Origin of the sequence: Pseudomonas sp. FP597, from assembly GCF_030687435.1 — a bacterium.
Lineage (GTDB): Bacteria > Pseudomonadota > Gammaproteobacteria > Pseudomonadales > Pseudomonadaceae > Aquipseudomonas > Aquipseudomonas lactucae.
The window spans coordinates 5,790,722-5,803,923 of record NZ_CP117432.1 but is presented as its reverse complement, the minus strand read 5'-3'; the positions used below and the strand labels follow the sequence as shown (position 1 = coordinate 5,803,923).

General features: G+C 63.1%; 17 protein-coding genes. 9 read left to right on the top strand and 8 right to left on the bottom strand.

Features of this window, described 5'->3' with window-relative positions:
* The first annotated feature begins 116 nt into the window (after positions 1-116).
* Entirely contained in the window at positions 117-1,001 is an 885-nt protein-coding gene (locus tag PSH66_RS26605; protein WP_042945347.1) for a sugar nucleotide-binding protein, read from the top strand.
* Positions 1,002-1,152: 151 nt separating this feature from the next.
* Here PSH66_RS26605 and PSH66_RS26600 read toward each other — a convergent pair whose 3' ends face one another.
* The 5 genes from PSH66_RS26600 to PSH66_RS26580 all read right to left on the bottom strand — a co-directional run bounded on the left by PSH66_RS26600 (position 1,153) and on the right by PSH66_RS26580 (position 5,066).
* Entirely contained in the window at positions 1,153-1,851 is a 699-nt protein-coding gene (locus PSH66_RS26600; protein WP_003176371.1) for an OmpW family protein, read from the bottom strand.
* A gap of 94 nt (positions 1,852-1,945) precedes the next feature.
* A complete protein-coding gene (locus tag PSH66_RS26595) occupies positions 1,946-2,467 on the bottom strand; it encodes a DUF3299 domain-containing protein (protein ID WP_078826264.1) in 522 nt (173 codons plus the stop codon).
* A gap of 11 nt (positions 2,468-2,478) precedes the next feature.
* Positions 2,479-3,744: an ABC transporter permease gene (locus PSH66_RS26590; RefSeq protein WP_003176369.1), complete on the bottom strand. Its 1,266-nt coding sequence runs from the start codon at positions 3,742-3,744 to the stop codon at positions 2,479-2,481.
* Position 3,745: 1 nt separating this feature from the next.
* Complete coding sequence (locus PSH66_RS26585) at positions 3,746-4,456, bottom strand: ABC transporter ATP-binding protein (protein WP_003176368.1); 711 nt, start codon at positions 4,454-4,456, stop codon at positions 3,746-3,748.
* A gap of 7 nt (positions 4,457-4,463) precedes the next feature.
* Complete coding sequence (locus PSH66_RS26580; protein WP_141063403.1) at positions 4,464-5,066, bottom strand: DUF2796 domain-containing protein; 603 nt, start codon at positions 5,064-5,066, stop codon at positions 4,464-4,466.
* A 132-nt stretch (positions 5,067-5,198) separates the two neighbouring features.
* On the opposite strand from PSH66_RS26580, the gene PSH66_RS26575 reads away from it, so the two are divergent.
* Positions 5,199-5,546, top strand: coding sequence for a hypothetical protein (locus PSH66_RS26575; protein WP_003176366.1), 348 nt, complete (start codon positions 5,199-5,201; stop codon positions 5,544-5,546).
* On the opposite strand, the gene trxA is transcribed toward PSH66_RS26575, so the two are convergent.
* From trxA to PSH66_RS26560, 3 genes are read right to left on the bottom strand one after another with little or no spacing between them, the layout of a single operon-like run.
* A complete protein-coding gene (trxA, locus tag PSH66_RS26570) occupies positions 5,543-6,415 on the bottom strand; it encodes a thioredoxin (RefSeq protein WP_141063404.1) in 873 nt (290 codons plus the stop codon). The genes PSH66_RS26575 and trxA overlap by 4 nt on opposite strands.
* 32 nt (positions 6,416-6,447) lie before the next feature.
* Entirely contained in the window at positions 6,448-7,110 is a 663-nt protein-coding gene (locus tag PSH66_RS26565; protein ID WP_003176363.1) for a methyltransferase, read from the bottom strand.
* Positions 7,107-7,562: a YbaY family lipoprotein gene (locus PSH66_RS26560; RefSeq protein ID WP_003176361.1), complete on the bottom strand. Its 456-nt coding sequence runs from the start codon at positions 7,560-7,562 to the stop codon at positions 7,107-7,109. Before PSH66_RS26560 ends, PSH66_RS26565 begins: the two co-directional genes overlap by 4 nt.
* A 140-nt stretch (positions 7,563-7,702) precedes the next feature.
* Between PSH66_RS26560 and nrdR the strand changes: the two genes are divergently transcribed.
* From nrdR to thiL, 7 genes are all read left to right on the top strand, one after another.
* The gene (gene nrdR, locus PSH66_RS26555; protein ID WP_042945960.1) at positions 7,703-8,173 is read left to right on the top strand and encodes a transcriptional regulator NrdR; all 471 of its coding nucleotides are present in this window, start codon (positions 7,703-7,705) and stop codon (positions 8,171-8,173) included.
* Entirely contained in the window at positions 8,170-9,306 is a 1,137-nt protein-coding gene (ribD, locus tag PSH66_RS26550) for a bifunctional diaminohydroxyphosphoribosylaminopyrimidine deaminase/5-amino-6-(5-phosphoribosylamino)uracil reductase RibD (RefSeq protein WP_305427962.1), read from the top strand. Before nrdR ends, ribD begins: the two co-directional genes overlap by 4 nt.
* A 47-nt stretch (positions 9,307-9,353) precedes the next feature.
* Entirely contained in the window at positions 9,354-10,016 is a 663-nt protein-coding gene (locus PSH66_RS26545; RefSeq protein ID WP_003176358.1) for a riboflavin synthase, read from the top strand.
* A gap of 15 nt (positions 10,017-10,031) precedes the next feature.
* On the top strand, positions 10,032-11,123 hold the full coding sequence (ribBA, locus tag PSH66_RS26540; protein ID WP_003176357.1) for a bifunctional 3,4-dihydroxy-2-butanone-4-phosphate synthase/GTP cyclohydrolase II: 1,092 nt from the start codon (positions 10,032-10,034) through the stop codon (positions 11,121-11,123).
* Between the two features lie 88 nt (positions 11,124-11,211).
* Positions 11,212-11,688 carry a 6,7-dimethyl-8-ribityllumazine synthase gene (ribE, locus tag PSH66_RS26535; protein ID WP_003176356.1) on the top strand — a complete coding sequence of 159 codons (477 nt, stop codon included), beginning with the start codon at positions 11,212-11,214 and terminating at the stop codon, positions 11,686-11,688.
* Positions 11,685-12,185: a transcription antitermination factor NusB gene (nusB, locus tag PSH66_RS26530; protein ID WP_003176355.1), complete on the top strand. Its 501-nt coding sequence runs from the start codon at positions 11,685-11,687 to the stop codon at positions 12,183-12,185. The genes ribE and nusB overlap by 4 nt, the downstream gene beginning before the upstream one ends.
* 18 nt (positions 12,186-12,203) lie before the next feature.
* Entirely contained in the window at positions 12,204-13,169 is a 966-nt protein-coding gene (gene thiL, locus PSH66_RS26525; RefSeq protein WP_003176354.1) for a thiamine-phosphate kinase, read from the top strand.
* The last annotated feature ends 33 nt before the right edge of the window (positions 13,170-13,202 follow it).

Genomic DNA, 13,202 nt, shown 5'->3' with positions numbered 1-13,202 from the left:
GTGACGGTTGCGCTACAAACCCGCAAAATGCAACGATTCTGGCAACTACCTGCGGCAAGGCTCACACGCCTGTCGATAATAACCATCGTTCCAAACAGACCGGGCCTGCTCAATCTATGCGAATGCGCCTTATGTTACTGGGCGGCGGGAATGCCCTCGGGCAGGCGCTGATTCGCCTCGGTGCGGAGGAAGACATCGGTTTCCTCGCCCCCAAACCGCCCCAAGACGGCTGGGATGCCGCGAGCCTCACCCAATTGCTCGACGACACCCGTCCCGATGCCTTGATCAACCTCGCCTACTATTTCGACTGGTTCCAGGCCGAAGCGGTCAGCGAAACCCGTCTGGCCGCCCAGGAGTTCGCCATCGAACGCCTGGCTGAACTGTGTCAGCACCACACCATCACCTTGGTGCAACCGTCCAGTTACCGCGTGTTCGATGGCTCCCGCGCCACCGCCTACAGCGAAAAGGACGAGCCGGTGCCCCTGGGCCTGCGCGGCCAGGCGTTGTGGCGTATTGAACAGAGCGTGCGCGCCACCTGCCCGCAGCATGTGCTGCTGCGCTTTGGCTGGCTGCTGGATGACAGTGTCGACGGCACCTTGGGGCGCTTCCTGGCCCGGGCCGAACAACCGGATGAGTTGCTGATGGCGGACGATCGTCGCGGCAACCCGACGCCGGTGGATGATGCCGCGCGCGTGATCATCTCGGTGCTCAAGCAACTCGATTGCGCCGCGCCGCTGTGGGGCACTTACCACTATGCCGGGCATGAGGCGACCACGCCGCTGGCGCTGGGCCAGGCGATCCTCACCGAAGCGCGCAACTTCCACGCGCTGGCTATCGAAGCTCCCACTGCCCAGGCCCATGCGGCCCGCCCGGATGCGGCGGACGAACCGCAACATGCGGTGCTGGCCTGCAAAAAAATCCTGCATACCTTCGGCATCAAGCCACGGGCATGGCGGGCGGGGCTGCCGGCGTTGCTGGACCGGTTCTACCGCCACAGCTGAATCCAACGCAAAACCAAATGTGGGGGGGCTTGCTCCCGATAGCAGAGTTGACAGTCAACAGATTCATTGACTGATCCACTGCTATCGGGAGCAAGTCGAATCGTCGCACCGCCCCTCCCACATGGGTTATGAAGTGTTGGTTAAAACAGGCTTAGAACTTGTAGCCGATACCCACCATGTAGACCATTGGGTCCACGTCTACATTCACCTTGGCACGGGTACCCGGCGCCACGGCGTTGTTTTCCACGGTGGCCTTGGTGCTGATGTCGATGTAACGCGCCTGGGCGTTGATCATCCACTTGTCGTTGATCATGTAGTCAGCACCGATCTGCGCGGCCCAACCCCAGGAATTCTCGGCCTTGAAGTTACTGAAACCGGCTTCGGAGGCGCGGCTGCCGACGTGTTCGTCGTAGATCCAGGTGTAGTTGATACCGGCGCCTACATACGGTTGGAACGCGGACTTGTTGTCCAGTGGGTAGTACACGACGCTCAGGGTCGGCGGCAGGTGTTTCAGGGTGCCGAGCTTACCGTTGGCGGCGCCGAGGGCGGTGCCCTTGATCTTCACGTCATGCTCGAACGGCGTGGCCGCCAGCAGTTCGATACCGACGTGGTTGGTAAGCATGTAGGCGAAGTTGAGGCCCAGTTGAGTGTCGCTGCTCATGGTTGCCTTGCCGCCCAGGTTGGCGCCGGCCAGTGGACCTTGGTCAACTTTGACGGTGCTGCTGTCGGCCTTCGGGTTCACGGTGATTGCACCGGCGCGAACCAGAATATCGCCGGCTTCGTGAGCGTGGGCAACAGGGGCGACGAGGGCGAGCGCGAAGAGGGACGCGCCGAGCAGAGACTTATTCATGGGAGCTCCAAAGGACGTTTAAAAGTTGTGCGTCCAATGGTAAAGATCGTTCCGTTCGGTCTGTTGACTCAGCTCAATGAAAGGGCGATCAGCGTTATTCCGGCAGTTCGTAGATATAAATCTTCTCGGCATCCATCTGGTAGCCGGCATCGGCCAGCTCGCTGGTGGACGGTTTGACCTGCATCGCGCCTTCAATCCAATACGGCTGATAGAGCTCGTCGAGCTTCACGCCGACTTCACTTTTTACATGCACGATCTGATTCGACGGCGGCGGCGGCACATGGATGCACGCGCCGAAATACGGCACCAGCAAAAACTCGGTGGTGCGACCTTCTTCGCTGACCTCCAGCGGCACGATATAGCCCGGCAAACGGATGTGCTGGCCATCGAGGCTCTGCACCACCGGCGCGTTGGGCAAATCCTGCTTGGCGGCCGGCGCTGCTTCGACGGACAAGGCATCGGCCATGTTCGACAAATTGTGCAGCGGTTTCATGTTGGGCACTTCCGGCGGCGCGTCCGGCGGGATCATCTCCTGCCAGGACAAATCCTTGGGTTGTTCTTCCGCCCATGCAGGAACGACCACCAGCAATAACAGTGCAAACAGGGCACGACGCATCGAAACCTTCCTCATAAACGGATGGACAGGCCATCGGCCAAAGACTGTCGGTAGGCGCGCCAGGCGGGCACGCTGCCCATCAACAGCGCAGCGCCCAGGATACCGGCGAGCAAGGTCCATTCATATTCGCTCGGCCACGCCATCGGCAGGTCCAGGCCATAGTTGGCCTGCAAATACCCGCGTGAGGCGGCGATGCATACGTACAGCAAGCCGACACCTGCGATCACGCCGGACAAGGCCAGGGCGAACGCTTCGAAGATCAGCAATGTAGCGATGTGCCAAGGCCGCGCGCCCACCGAGCGTAAAATCGCCATCTCGCGGCGGCGCTCGTTGAGGCTGGTGAGGATCGCCGTGAGCATGCCGATCAAGCCGGTCAACACCACGAACAGCGAGATGACGAACAGCGCTTTTTCGGCGGTGCCCATCATGCTCCACAGCTCTTGCAGCGCTACGCCCGGAAGGATCGCCAGCATCGGCTCGCCGCGAAACTCATTGATCTCACGCTGCAGGGCGAAGGTGGAAATCTTGTTGTTCAGGCCCAGCATGAACGCGGTGATGGCCTGCGGGGTCAGGTCCATGTTGCGCGCCTGATCGGCGCTGATGCGCCCTTTGCCCTGGGCCGGCACGCCGTTGTGCCAGTCGATGTGGATTGCTTCCATGCCGCCGAGGCTGATGTGCAACGTGCGGTCCACCGGCGTGCCGGTGCGCTTGAGAATGCCGACCACGGTGAAGGGTTTGTCGTCGTGCTTGACCAGGCTGACCACCGCCACGCCATGGGCCAGCACCAGTTTATCGCCGAGCTTGTAGTGCAATGCGTCGGCGACTTCGGCGCCGAGCACCACTTCGAACGGGTCGGTGGCGAAGGCGCGGCCGCTGGCAAGTTCGAGGTTTTGCCTGCGCCCGTACTGGTAGTGTTCGAAATAGGATTGGTTGGTGCCCATCACGCGGTAGCCGCGATGAGAGTCACCGAGGGAAATCGGGATCGCCCATTTCACCTGGGGGTTGGCGGCGAAGTGCTCGAAGCTGTCCCAGCGAATATTGTTGGTGGCGTTGCCGATGCGAAACACCGAATACAGCAGCAGGTTCACCGAACCGGAACGGGCGCCGACGATCAGGTCGGTGCCGCTGATGGTGCTGGCGAAACTGTTGCGTGCCTCCACGCGTACGCGCTCCACCGCCAGCAACAGGCACACCGACAGGGCGATGGCGAAGGCGGTGAGGATCGCAGTAAAGCGACGGTTAGCCAGGCTGGCCATGGCTAGACGAAACAAATACATCTCAAACCTCTGCGGGCGTGGCGGCGCGATTGAGTTCGGCCAGCGACAGGTTGCGGTCGAACAGCGGCGCCAGGCTCTGGTCATGGCTGACAAACAACAGGCTGGCGCCTGCGTCGCGGCATTCGGCGAACAGCAGTTGCAGGAAAGCTTCGCGGGCGTCGTAGTCCAAGGCCGAGGTGGGTTCGTCGGCAATCACCAGTTCCGGTTGGCCGATCAGTGCGCGGGCGGCGGCCACCCGTTGCTGCTGGCCGATGGACAGCGAATCGGCGCGGCGCTCCAGCAGGTCTTTATCTTTCAACCCCAGGTGCGCGAGCAATGCGGCGGCGGCTTGGTCGACGCTGCCGTGACGCTGTTTGGCCCGTTGTGCGCGCAGCTTGGAAAAGTGGCAAGGCAACTCGACGTTCTCGCGCACCGACAGAAACGGCAGCAGGTTGAACTGCTGGAAGATGTAGCCGGTGTGGTCGACGCGAAAGCGGTCGCGGGCCCCGGCGGACAACTCGGTCAACTCCTGGCCGAGCAGGCGAATGCTGCCCTGGCTGGGCTTCTGCACGCCGCCGAGCAAGCCCAGCAGCGTGGTTTTGCCGCTACCGCTGGGGCCTTTGAGAAACAGGGTTTCCCCGCGTTCCAGGCGGAACGCGGGGATGTCCAGCAACGTTGGGTGACCGGGCCAGTTGAAGCCCAGGTCAGACAGTTCGATTAAGGCTTGAGTCATGGGTATCTCAGAACTTCAGGGTGGCTGCCTGGGCCGTCGCATCAACACCCTGCTGGCCGCTTGGGCCGATCAGTTGTACCTGAATTTTCTGAGTGGCGGGGAAGGTCTTGAATACCTGGCTCAGGTCCAGGTTGCTCAACGCGGTTGGCGTGGCGCAGGTGAACTGATAGTGGGCGTGGATTTCGCTGTGGTCGTGATGGTGTTCGTGGGCGCCGTCTTTGGCGTCGTGGTCGTCATCATCATCGTCATGCTCCGCTTCGGGTTTGTCGCCGAACAATGGGCTGTTCAGCTCCTGGGAGCTGACCACGCAACCGGCGGCCTTGGGCAGGTTGAACAGGGCCAGAGGGTTTTCGAGCTGTTTGTGTACAGCGGCGATCTTGGCTTTGTCCGCCGCGCTGGTGGCGAGGTGTTCGAAACCCACCAGGTTCATCGCCGGGCTGTCCAGTTCAAGCTCCAGGGCTTGGCCGTCGAGCACGGCGTTGAGGCGGCCGACGCCATGTTCGTGAGCGCCGAGGCTGCCATGCTCATGATCGTGGTCATGTTCGTCCGCCGCATGGGCAATGGCCAGGGGCAGCAGGGCAAACGGCAAAGCAAGCAACAGACGGCGCATGAGTAAGCTCCAGGAGATGAAAGTTTTGTTATGTGATCTTATAACAATAAGGCCGAGAGTTTGACCGTCCGCTTGGCGTTGCGCAAGCCGCATGGGAGCATGCCCGTCAGAAAAAACTGCAGGAGAAGGACGATGTTGCGAATTCGTGGAACCGTCGGCGACCTGCCGGTGGACTTGACGCTGGAGCTGGATGACGGCGATTGGGCACGGTTGGGCGCGCAATTGCAGGCCGCCCCCGTGGCCGCGCCAAGCGCACCGTCAGCGGCAGCGGTCAAACCGCGTGAGGACCTGTGGCAGAACGCCCAGGACCTGTTGCGCAAGGCCGGGCAACTCAGCGGCCTGGAGCTGCTCGATCAACTGGAAGGATTGGCCGGCGACGCGGCGGCGGCCAAGCGCCTGTTGGTGCGCTTGCGCCACAGCGCCCAGGTCAAAGTGGTCAGCGGCGCAGACACGCCGCTGTACAGCTGGATCGGCGATTAGTACAGCGCGGCAAACAACTTGCGGCGGTACACGCTGACCAGCGGGTGGTCATTGCCCAGCAGTTCGAATACCTGCAGCAACGTCTTGTGCGGCAGGCCTTCGCTGTAGCCGCGGTTGCGGATAAACAATTTGAGCAAACCTTCCAGCGCTGCGTCGTATTGCTGGCGCGCCAGTTGCTGGATGCTCAGTTGATAGGCGGCTTCATCGTCCTGCGGGTTTTGCGCCAGGCGGCTTTTCAAGTCGGCGGCGTCGGGCAAATCGGCAGCCTGGCGCAGGAAGGTGATCTGCGCCTTGGCCCCGGCGAGGGCGGCTTTGTGCGCATCGCTTTTGACGGCGTCGAGCACGGTCTGGGCCTCACCCAACTCGCCGCGTTCGGCCAGGCAGCGCGCATACAGGATCAGCGCGGCGGCATTGGTATTGTCCTCGCCCAACAGCGCGACCAGCACGGCCTCGGCCTCGCTGATGCGGCCGTCAGCGAACAGCGCCTGGGCCTGCTCCAGCGGATCAGCCGCTTTCGGCGCCGGCATCTGCACATGCGGCGCGAGCAACGCACGTATCGCCGACTCCGGCTGCGCGCCGGCAAAACCGTCCACTGGCTGTCCATCTTTGAACAGCACCACGGTCGGCAGGCTTTGAATGCCAAACCGCGCGACGATGTCCTGCTCGGCCTCGCAGTCGACCTTGGCCAGCAGCAACTCGCCCTGATAACTCTCGGCAATCTGCGCCAGCATCGGCATCAGCGCCTTGCACGGCGCGCACCATTCGGCCCAGAAATCCACCAGGACGGGTTTTTCGAAGGAGTTCTGGATCACGGCCTGGTCGAAGTTGGCGGTGGTGACGTCGAAGATGTACGGCGTGGGCTCACTCATGGGGCGTCTCGAATAAAGCGGGAATGGGGCAACTATAAGGGCTGGCGCCGCGAATGGTACAGGCTCACCTTGCGAAACTCCCAAGGCTCGGCCAGGTCGGGCAACGTCAATGCGTCCAGTATCTCCAGGCGCTGATAGGCCGGGTGCTGAAAGTCCCGCACGCGTGAATCCGCAACCAGCGCTTCACGGCCACGGGTAAGGAACTGATCCAGCAACGGCAGGTTGGCGCGGTCATAGAGCACGTCGGCCACCAGGATCAGGTCGAAGCGGTCGGTTTCGGCGAAAAAGTCCGCCGAGTAGGTTAATGCCACGTTATTGAGCGCGGCATTGGCGCGGCAAGCGGCTAAGGCCAGCGGGTCGAGGTCACACGCCACTACTTCCAATGCGCCCGCCTTGACGGCCGCAATCGCGGCCACGCCGGAACCGGCACCAAAATCCAGCACGCGCTTGCCGGCGACCCACTCAGGGTTGGCCGCCAGGTATCGCGCCAGTGCCAGGCCGCTGGCCCAGCAAAAACTCCAGTAGGGCGGTTCATGCAGGATGCGCCGGGTTTCTTCGGAGCTGAAGGCCCGGTCCATGTTGTCCGCATCCAGCAGCCACAACGACAGCTCGGTGCCCGGCAGCGGGCAGGGCACCAGGTGGGCGTCGCCGATCAGCTCGCTCAGGGCGCGCTGCAAGTCCAACGGTGGGGTCATGGTGCCTTGACGAGTTCCAGCGGGCCGGTGGTCTGGGTGATCGCCTGGGTGATGCGCACGGCCGGCAGGTGCAGGATCAACTGTCCGGACTGGCTGGCGCGGCCGCGCAGTTCGACTCGCGCACCGGCCGGAAAGGCCTCGGGGTTGAAGCGCAGGCGGAACGCCAGGGGCTTGCCGTTACCGGTCAACACGCTGCTGGCGAGCAGTTGCTGCGGGCGCGAACGATCGTCGATCACCAGCAGGGCCATCTCGACTTCGGCGCCTGCGGGCACGTTGGTCAGGCTGCCGTTGATTTCACGCTGGTAAGCCGGCAGTGGGCCGAGGTCTTCAATACCGGGGACTTTTTTCTCTTGCGCCGGCACCGGTTGCGGTACGGACGGCTTGGGGGCTTCGCTGCTGCAGGCGACCAGAAAACTGACCAGGGTGAGCAAAACAAGTGGTCGTAACTGCATGTACGGCTCCAGAAAGGACAAAAATCCGTGTCTTTAAATGTAAGAAACATATTCGTCAGCCTATATACCGTAAAGGCTATGGCTTGTCTTGCCACGGGGATGCGCTACCATGGCCCTCCCTTTTTTTGTTGCCTGCCACCATGCACTGTCCCTTCTGCGGTGCCAACGACACCAAGGTCATTGACTCGCGTCTGGTCGCCGAGGGCGACCAAGTGCGTCGCCGGCGCGAATGCCTGGCCTCTGGCTGCGGTGAACGTTTCACCACCTTCGAAACCGCCGAACTGGTATTGCCACGTCTGATCAAATCCGACGGCAGCCGCCAGCCTTTCGACGAAGAAAAACTGCGCGCCGGTATGCAGCGTGCCCTGGAAAAACGCCCGGTGAGTGTCGAGCGCCTGGAAGCGGCGCTGGTGCATATCAAGCACAAGCTGCGTGCGACCGGCGAGCGCGAGGTCAAGAGCCTGGTGGTGGGAGAATTGGTGATGGGCGAGCTGCAAAAGCTCGACGAAGTCGCCTATATCCGTTTCGCCTCGGTGTATCGACGCTTCCAGGACCTCAACGAGTTCCGCGAAGAGATCGACCGCCTGGCCCGTGAGCCCTCCAAACAATGAACCCTCCCTCTGCTGAACAGGCCGTCCTCGACGCCCATTACATGGCCCGCGCGCTGGAGTTGGCGCGCAATGGCCTGTACACCACCCACCCCAACCCTCGGGTGGGCTGCGTGATTGTGCGCGATGGGCAGATTGTCGGCGAAGGTTGGCATGAGCGTACCGGCCAACCCCATGCCGAAGTACATGCCCTGCGCGCCGCCGGCGACAAGGCGCGCGGCGCCACGGCGTACGTCACCCTTGAGCCTTGTAGCCATTACGGTCACACGCCGCCGTGCGCCGATGCGCTGGTGAGCGCGGGGCTGGCACGGGTGGTCGCGGCGATGCAGGACCCTAACCCGGAAGTGGCGGGGCGCGGTATGCAGCGCTTGGCCCAGGCGGGGATCGAGGTGCGTAGCGGCGTATTGGAAGGTGAGGCGCGGGCCCTTAATAGAGGCTTTCTCAAGCGCATGGAACACGGCCTGCCGTTCGTGCGGGTCAAAATGGCGATGAGCCTGGACGGTCGCACCGCCATGGCCAGCGGCGAAAGCCAATGGATTACCGGCCCCGCCGCCCGCGCCGCCGTGCAGCGCCTGCGCGCCGAGGCCAGCGTGGTGCTGACCGGCGCCGATACCGTCCTGGCTGACGGCGCTCGTTTGACCGTGCGCGCCGCCGAGCTGGGCCTGGATGCCGAAACCACAGCCCTGGCCACGTCGCGTCCGCCGTTGCGCGTATTGATCGACGGCCGCCTGCGTGTGCCGCTCAATGCCCCGTTCTTCAAGGCCGGACCGGCATTGGTCATCACCTGTGTCACTGCGCAGAACCAGCTCCCTCGCGGTCCCGAGTGCCTGGTGGTGCCCGGCGTGGAAGGCCAGGTCGACCTGCGCTCAGCCCTGGTCGCTCTCGCGGCGCGCGGCGTCAACGAGGTGTTGGTGGAAGCGGGCCCAAGCCTGGCGGGCGCATTTGCCCAGCAGGGCCTGGTGGACGAATACGTGATATTCGTCGCCGGCAAGTTCCTCGGCTGCGCTGCGCGGCCGTTGCTCGACTGGCCGCTTGAGAAACTGGCCGATGCCCCCCAACTCAAGATCACTGAGATGCGCGCTGTAGGCGACGACTGGCGAGTCACTGCCATCCCTATGCCAGCAGCGAGCGTATAATTCTGACCGGGCGCTCAAGTGCCCGCACCCGTTTCCAGGAGAAGGCCATGTTCACCGGCATTATCGAATCCATCGGCAGCATCCGCGCCATGACCCCCAAAGGTGGCGACGTGCGCCTGCTGGTTGACACCGGCAAGCTCGACCTGGGCGACGTCAAGCTGGGCGACAGCATCGCCGTCAGCGGCGTGTGCCTGACCGTCGTCGAGCTGCCGGGCAATGGCTTTGCCGCCGATGTCAGCCGGGAAACCCTGGACTGCACCGCGATGAGCGACCTCAAGGCCGGCAGCCCGGTCAACCTGGAAAAAGCCCTGACGCCGACCACCCGCCTGGGCGGTCACCTGGTCAGCGGCCACGTCGACGGTGTCGGCGAAGTGGTCGCGCGCAGCGAAAATGCGCGAGCCGTGGAATTTCGCATCCGCGCCCCCAAAGCGCTGGCCAAATACATCGCCCACAAAGGCTCGATCACTGTCGATGGCACCAGCCTGACCGTGAACGCCGTGAACGGCGCCGAATTCGAACTGACCATCATTCCCCACACCCTCAGCGAAACCATCATGGCCTCGTACCAGCCGGGTCGCCGGGTGAACCTGGAAGTCGACTTGCTTGCCCGTTACCTGGAGCGCCTGCTGTTGGGCGATAAGGCCGCAGAGCCTGCATCAGGCAACATCACTGAAAGTTTTCTGGCCGCCAACGGCTATCTCAAATCCTGACCAAGGGGGTGCCGCGTGGCGCTCAATAGCATCGAAGAACTGGTTGAAGACATCCGCCAAGGCAAGATGGTCATCCTGATGGATGATGAAGATCGCGAAAACGAAGGCGACATCATCATGGCCGCCGAGGCCTGCAAGCCCGAGCACATCAACTTCATGGCCAAACATGCCCGTGGGCTGATCTGCATGCCCATGAGTCGCGAGCGCTGCGAGCTGCTCAAGCTGCCGCTGATGGCACCGCGCAATGGTTCCGGGTTTGGTACCAAGTTCACCGTGTCGATCGAAGCGACCACCGGCGTCACCACCGGCATTTCCGCCGCTGACCGCGCCCGCACCGTGCAAGCCGCTGCCGCGAAAGATGCCAAGGCCGAAGACATCGTCAGCCCCGGCCATATTTTCCCGCTGATGGCCCAGCCGGGTGGCACCCTGGCCCGTGCCGGCCATACCGAAGCCGCCTGCGACCTGGCGCGCATGGCCGGTTTCGAGCCCAGTGGCGTGATCTGCGAAGTGATGAACGACGACGGCACCATGGCTCGCCGTGCCGAACTCGAAGCCTTTGCCGCCGAACACAACATCAAGGTCGGCACCATCGCCGACCTGATTCACTACCGCATGATCCACGAACGTACCGTTCAGCGGATTGCCGAGCAGCCGCTGGACAGCGAACTGGGCCAATTCAATTTGGTGACCTACCGTGATTCAGTGGAAGGCGACGTGCACATGGCCCTGACCCTGGGCACCATTTGCGCCGACGAGCCGACCCTGGTGCGCGTGCACAACATGGACCCGCTGCGCGACCTGCTGATGGTCAAGCAACCGGGCCGCTGGAGCCTGCGCGCCGCCATGGCTGCGGTGTCCGAGGCCGGCAGCGGCGTGGTACTGCTGCTGGGTAACCCGGTGGACGGCGACGTGTTGCTGGCGCATATCCGCGAAACCGCCGAGCAGACCCAGGTGAAAACGCCGACCACCTACAGCATCGTCGGTGCCGGTTCGCAGATCCTGCGTGACCTCGGTGTGCGCAAAATGCGCCTGATGAGCGCGCCGATGAAATTTAATGCGATATCCGGATTCGATCTGGAAGTTGTAGAATACGTGCCCTCCGAATAAAGGCTGGCGTTTGTTGCCCCTTGTTCGCGGTTAAATCATCACTGAGGGACGCACTTTTCGCGTCCCGGCTCTTTAAGAGATTTGTCGAATGACCCTGAAGACCATCGAAGGTACCTTCATCGCCCCCAAAGGCCGCTATGCCCTGGTGGTTGGCCGCTTCAACAGCTTCGTGGTTGAAAGCCTGGTAAGCGGTGCCGTGGACGCCCTGGTTCGCCACGGTGTGAGCGAGAGCGACATCACGATCATCCGTGCCCCCGGCGCCTTCGAAATTCCACTGGTTGCGCAAAAAGTTGCTCAACAGGGCGAATACGCGGCGATCATCGCCCTGGGCGCGGTCATTCGTGGCGGGACTCCGCACTTCGAATACGTGGCTGGCGAATGCACCAAGGGCCTGGCCCAGGTGTCCATGGAATTCGGCGTGCCTGTCGCGTTCGGCGTACTGACCGTTGATTCCATCGAGCAGGCCATCGAGCGTTCCGGCACCAAGGCTGGTAACAAAGGCGCTGAAGCCGCGCTGTCCGCCCTGGAAATGGTCAGCCTGCTGTCGCAGTTGGAGGCCAAGTGATTTCCGACGAGAGCGATCGTTTCAACCCACGCGACGAGCGTCCAGCGGACGCCGGCAAGCCCTCGAAAAGCGAAAAGCGTCGTGCGGCTCGTCAGCTCGCGACCCAGGCGCTTTACCAGCGTCACATGGCCGGCACGTCGCTGAACGAAATCGAAGCGCAATTTCGCGTCGATAACGACTTCACCTTTGCCGACCAGAGCTACTTTCACGACATCCTGCACGGTGTCCCGGCCAACCTGACCGAGATCGACGCCGCGCTGACGCCGTGCCTGGACCTGACCCTCGAAGAGCTGGATCCGGTTGAACTGGCCGTACTGCGCCTGTCCACCTGGGAGCTGCTCAAGCGCGTCGACGTGCCGTATCGCGTAGTGATCAACGAAGGCATCGAACTGGCGAAAGTCTACGGTTCGACCGACGGTCACAAGTTCGTCAACGGCGTGCTCGACAAGCTGGCTCCGCGCCTGCGTGAAGCCGAAGTGAAGGCGTACAAGCGCTAACCTGCGCTTGAGTGCTCAATGGGCGAGTTTGAGCTGATCCACAAATACTTCGCCGCCGCGCCGTGCGCGCAGGGCGGCGAGGGCATTGCCCTGGGGATCGGCGACGACTGCGCCTTGCTGGCGCTCCCGCCTGGGGAGCAGCTGGCGATCTCCACCGATACGCTGGTGGCCGGCGTGCACTTTGCCGACCCCTGCGATCCGTTCCTGCTCGGCCAGCGCTCGTTGGCCGTGGCGGTGAGCGACCTGGCCGCCATGGGCGCCAACCCTCTCGCATTTACCCTTGCCCTTACCACGCCGACGGTCGATGCCGACTGGCTGCAACGCTATGCCCAGGGATTGAATGCCATGGCGCAACGCTGCGGCGTGGGCCTGGTGGGCGGCGACACGACGCGCGGGCCGCTCAGCCTGACCCTCAGCGTGTTCGGCCGGGTTCCGGCCGGGCAGGCGTTGACGCGCAGCGGTGCGCAACCGGGCGACCTGCTGTGTGTCGGCGGCGAGTTGGGCAACGCTGCGGGCGCCTTACCGTTGGTGCTGGGCCAACGCAGCGCCGAGGCGGCCATCGCTGATCCGCTGTTGGCGCATTACTGGTCGCCGCAACCGCAGTTGGCCTTGGGCCTGGCCCTTCGGGGCAAGGCTACGGCCGCGATGGACATCTCCGACGGGCTGTTGGCCGATTGCGGGCATATCGCCAAGGCGTCGGGCGTCAGCCTGTTGGTTGAGCGTCACCGCCTGCCCTTGTCCAAGGCCTTGCTCGCGTTTGTGGGGGACGATGCGGCGCGGGTGGCGGCATTGAGTGGCGGCGACGACTACGTGCTGGCGTTCACCCTACCGCCCGTCGAGTTGGCGCCGTTACGAGCCGGCGGTTGGCCGGTGCATGTCATCGGCCGAGTCGAGGCGGGGATGGGTGTAACGCTGCTTGATGCCGGCGGGCAAGACATCACCCCGGCTATCCGTGGCTATCAGCATTTTCGCGAGACGCCCTGAATCGGTGTGCTGCGCTACCCTCTATAACGTTAT

Coding starts and splice junctions, on each gene's coding strand:
- PSH66_RS26605 (WP_042945347.1), top strand. CDS start 117: ATGCGAATGCGCCTTATGTTACTGGGCGGCGGGAATGCCCTCGGGCAG.
- PSH66_RS26600 (WP_003176371.1), bottom strand. CDS start 1,851: ATGAATAAGTCTCTGCTCGGCGCGTCCCTCTTCGCGCTCGCCCTCGTC.
- PSH66_RS26595 (WP_078826264.1), bottom strand. CDS start 2,467: ATGCGTCGTGCCCTGTTTGCACTGTTATTGCTGGTGGTCGTTCCTGCA.
- PSH66_RS26590 (WP_003176369.1), bottom strand. CDS start 3,744: ATGTATTTGTTTCGTCTAGCCATGGCCAGCCTGGCTAACCGTCGCTTT.
- PSH66_RS26585 (WP_003176368.1), bottom strand. CDS start 4,456: ATGACTCAAGCCTTAATCGAACTGTCTGACCTGGGCTTCAACTGGCCC.
- PSH66_RS26580 (WP_141063403.1), bottom strand. CDS start 5,066: ATGCGCCGTCTGTTGCTTGCTTTGCCGTTTGCCCTGCTGCCCCTGGCC.
- PSH66_RS26575 (WP_003176366.1), top strand. CDS start 5,199: ATGTTGCGAATTCGTGGAACCGTCGGCGACCTGCCGGTGGACTTGACG.
- trxA (WP_141063404.1), bottom strand. CDS start 6,415: ATGAGTGAGCCCACGCCGTACATCTTCGACGTCACCACCGCCAACTTC.
- PSH66_RS26565 (WP_003176363.1), bottom strand. CDS start 7,110: ATGACCCCACCGTTGGACTTGCAGCGCGCCCTGAGCGAGCTGATCGGC.
- PSH66_RS26560 (WP_003176361.1), bottom strand. CDS start 7,562: ATGCAGTTACGACCACTTGTTTTGCTCACCCTGGTCAGTTTTCTGGTC.
- nrdR (WP_042945960.1), top strand. CDS start 7,703: ATGCACTGTCCCTTCTGCGGTGCCAACGACACCAAGGTCATTGACTCG.
- ribD (WP_305427962.1), top strand. CDS start 8,170: ATGAACCCTCCCTCTGCTGAACAGGCCGTCCTCGACGCCCATTACATG.
- PSH66_RS26545 (WP_003176358.1), top strand. CDS start 9,354: ATGTTCACCGGCATTATCGAATCCATCGGCAGCATCCGCGCCATGACC.
- ribE (WP_003176356.1), top strand. CDS start 11,212: ATGACCCTGAAGACCATCGAAGGTACCTTCATCGCCCCCAAAGGCCGC.
- thiL (WP_003176354.1), top strand. CDS start 12,204: ATGGGCGAGTTTGAGCTGATCCACAAATACTTCGCCGCCGCGCCGTGC.